Consider the following 2,778-nt stretch of genomic DNA (forward strand, 5'->3'; position numbering starts at 1 on the left):
CCAATAACAGATTTACAATAAGTTATAGTTAGGCTCTTTATTATGAAGATGTGCTAAAAAGTAAATCTATAACTTTGTACTTATCAAACTATAAGTAGAATTCTTCTGAAATCAAATAAAGACCATTTCTTTTTCTCAAAAGCGGTTATTGAAATGGTCTTTTCATATTGGTTTGTTTTAAGCTATAAGAATATCAAAAAGATATTTACATTTTGGCATACCTGCTTGCTTTTTATCCTTAAAAACGCTTGTTATTCGGAAACAAAGTATTATCTTTGTAAACAGAATAACAAGCGTTCTTTGTTAGGCAGAAAACAGCGAAGCCGAGTAGCCCGCTCGTTTCCAAATCGTTACCTGTTTGGCTTATGCGATAAGGTAACTTCTTTATTTTCAACAAGTTGTATTTTAGATATTATCTTAGGCGGCAATATATGTCATTTTATAACGATAAATCAATGAATTTCACATATAGAACAATTTTTCTGACATATAAGCGAATAATTTTTGCGTATAAATATGAATGTTATTAAAATATTGTTATATTTGCATCGTATGTGAACATATAGCTATCATGTAGTGGATACATGGGCACGAGATGAAAAGTGATTTTGATCGGTGTTGTGATGAAAGTTGTTCGTATGGGTCATCACATGGAAATATGCTCAGAAATGAACAAATTAAATCATTTGGTTAAAACTATGAGAACAAACAAAAGGTGCTACTTTAAACCTGAAAGTATTTTTTATCAATGTTTGGATGAGTGTTCTCTTCTTGCTGGCTCAGATGGAATTGGAGCTGAAAAAGGTGATCCTCATCATGGCGGGGAGGATAATTTGGCAAAGAAAAACTTTGTTTGGGACGATGAGTTTGAAGATAGTTGGAAAGGAAACTAAAGAGAAGTCGTAGACAAATACGATAATATTGTAGTTTGTAATTACAATTATGAAATAGAGATTGGTCTGGAAAAGGTGTCCAATCGCGTTTGATTGTCATCGAAAAACTCGATTAAACGAAATGGTATACCGAGAAGAAGTAAAGTTGAGTTTAGTCATATTATAAATAGATTGAATTTATATACATGACTAAGCATAGTTTATGAACTCATATATCTGGTTTCAAACGAAATATATTTTGCGCTTCTTTTAAAAATGAACTATTATATCTTTCTGCATTCTTTGATGTTTTTAGGGCTGTGTTTTATGGAATGTCGTGGTGTTGGATGTGTCGTATTGCATCCGAGTTATAGCAAGAATGTGAAAAAAACAAGGACAATAATTGGTTTATTGAATGGATTTTGTTAACTTTGTCTGCAAAATCTAACAATAAAAAACAAAGAAATGGAAGAGAGTTTAGTATCTAAACATGTTTTAGAGGCAAGTAATTATGAAGGTTTTGAAAAGTGGAAAGGTGTCGTTCAAGGCTGGGCTGTGTTCCTTGTAATCTTAATTGTGACACGCATTCCGGCAGTACAAGCGGCAATGCTTAACTTTGCTGATGCTTTGAAGAATGTTGATTGGGTTACTTCTGGAGTGAAGTTTCTCATCAATGGATTTTGGCTTATTGCCATTCCGCTGGTTATTGGCACGCTGTTAAAGTTGAAAGAGAAACGTCCTTTTGAAGAAATTTGCATCTTTAATGATGGTATTGGTTTTGTAACGATGGGTGGAAAACTTCAGAAAGAGGATTTTGATCAAGTGTATGTACATTATGGTGAATTTCAGAATAGTATCTTTATTGAGTGTGCAGTCTTGAAAATTTCAGCAAAAGCTATACCTTGGGAGTATTTCTCTCAACCTGATGTGTTGCACAAGAACTTGCAACGTTATGCCAACTGGAATCTTAATAAGTATCGTAAATTATAAGAACAAGAGGAGTATAAGCTATGGAAGAAAGTACTTATTATTGGTTGGCAGCCTTTGTTATCATTTTCGGCATTGCTATAATTGTTGTTGGTGTTTGGTATCATATCAACTATGGAAAGTTTAAACCCAAAATAGAAGTTTTTTCAGATGGGTCGGCACGCATGATATTTTTTGGTGTATCAGAACGTTGTAAAAAGCAAATGGTGCGTTTTAATGCTGAATATCAGGTTGGCCATACAGTTACATTTAATGGAAATAATTATGTAATTGAAGAGATAAAGCCCATTGATGCTTTTGATGCCAAGTATTTAGGACAGCGTCATGGTCTTGCTTGCTATCTAAAACAACTTTGATATTGCATTGGGATGAGGCGAAAAGAGTGTGCCAGACTCAAAGAATTTAAAACATTGTAGAATATAATGGTTGGCCTTCTCTCGCGTACCTTATTATATATAGAGGATGATGTGTGGTGGTGACTTGAAAGCAATCAAGATAAATCCACATAGACAACGTTATACATATTAGAAGAGATAGGGTGGGGCGATGTGTTGATTGAATCAGCATGTCGCCCCACTTTTTATGAAGGTTGATTGTTTGGGAGTGGGCATAAGTAAGCTTTTTGTGGTTGACTCATTGTAGGGTTGGCTCTTATTTTGTTATGTATACCTTAATATTATATAGCTTCGTGAGGAAAGTTTGATTCTATAATGAAGCATTCTTCCACATGATAAAGTTAGATGAAAGTTGTTGTTTTAGTAATTTTTCAATTCATTTTCTCCTATTGTATAGGGCTTTATACTTCATGATATCCCCAATTCTGAAGTTTTTTCAAACTTTTCTTTAAAAACATTTGGAGGGAAAAGAAAATAGTATTACCTTTGCACTCGCTTTTGAGAACAAACGTTCTTGATAAGCT

General features: G+C 33.6%; 3 protein-coding genes. All 3 read left to right on the forward strand.

Annotation, left to right across the window (positions count from 1 at the left end):
* The first annotated feature begins 668 nt into the window (after window positions 1-668).
* The 3 genes from HMPREF9420_RS11505 (at window position 669) to HMPREF9420_RS11515 (ending at window position 2,215) form a co-directional block, all read left to right on the forward strand.
* Window positions 669-893: a hypothetical protein gene (locus HMPREF9420_RS11505; protein WP_169309706.1), complete on the forward strand. Its 225-nt coding sequence runs from the start codon at window positions 669-671 to the stop codon at window positions 891-893.
* A 444-nt stretch (window positions 894-1,337) separates the two neighbouring features.
* Entirely contained in the window at window positions 1,338-1,862 is a 525-nt protein-coding gene (locus tag HMPREF9420_RS11510; protein ID WP_007135885.1) for a hypothetical protein, read from the forward strand.
* A 20-nt stretch (window positions 1,863-1,882) separates the two neighbouring features.
* Entirely contained in the window at window positions 1,883-2,215 is a 333-nt protein-coding gene (locus HMPREF9420_RS11515; protein ID WP_007135886.1) for a hypothetical protein, read from the forward strand.
* Window positions 2,216-2,778: the final 563 nt, after the last annotated feature.

Source organism: Segatella salivae DSM 15606, assembly GCF_000185845.1.
Classification (GTDB): domain Bacteria; phylum Bacteroidota; class Bacteroidia; order Bacteroidales; family Bacteroidaceae; genus Prevotella; species Prevotella salivae.

Coding starts and splice junctions, on each gene's coding strand:
- HMPREF9420_RS11510 (WP_007135885.1), top strand. CDS start 1,338: ATGGAAGAGAGTTTAGTATCTAAACATGTTTTAGAGGCAAGTAATTAT.
- HMPREF9420_RS11515 (WP_007135886.1), top strand. CDS start 1,883: ATGGAAGAAAGTACTTATTATTGGTTGGCAGCCTTTGTTATCATTTTC.
- HMPREF9420_RS11505 (WP_169309706.1), top strand. CDS start 669: ATGAACAAATTAAATCATTTGGTTAAAACTATGAGAACAAACAAAAGG.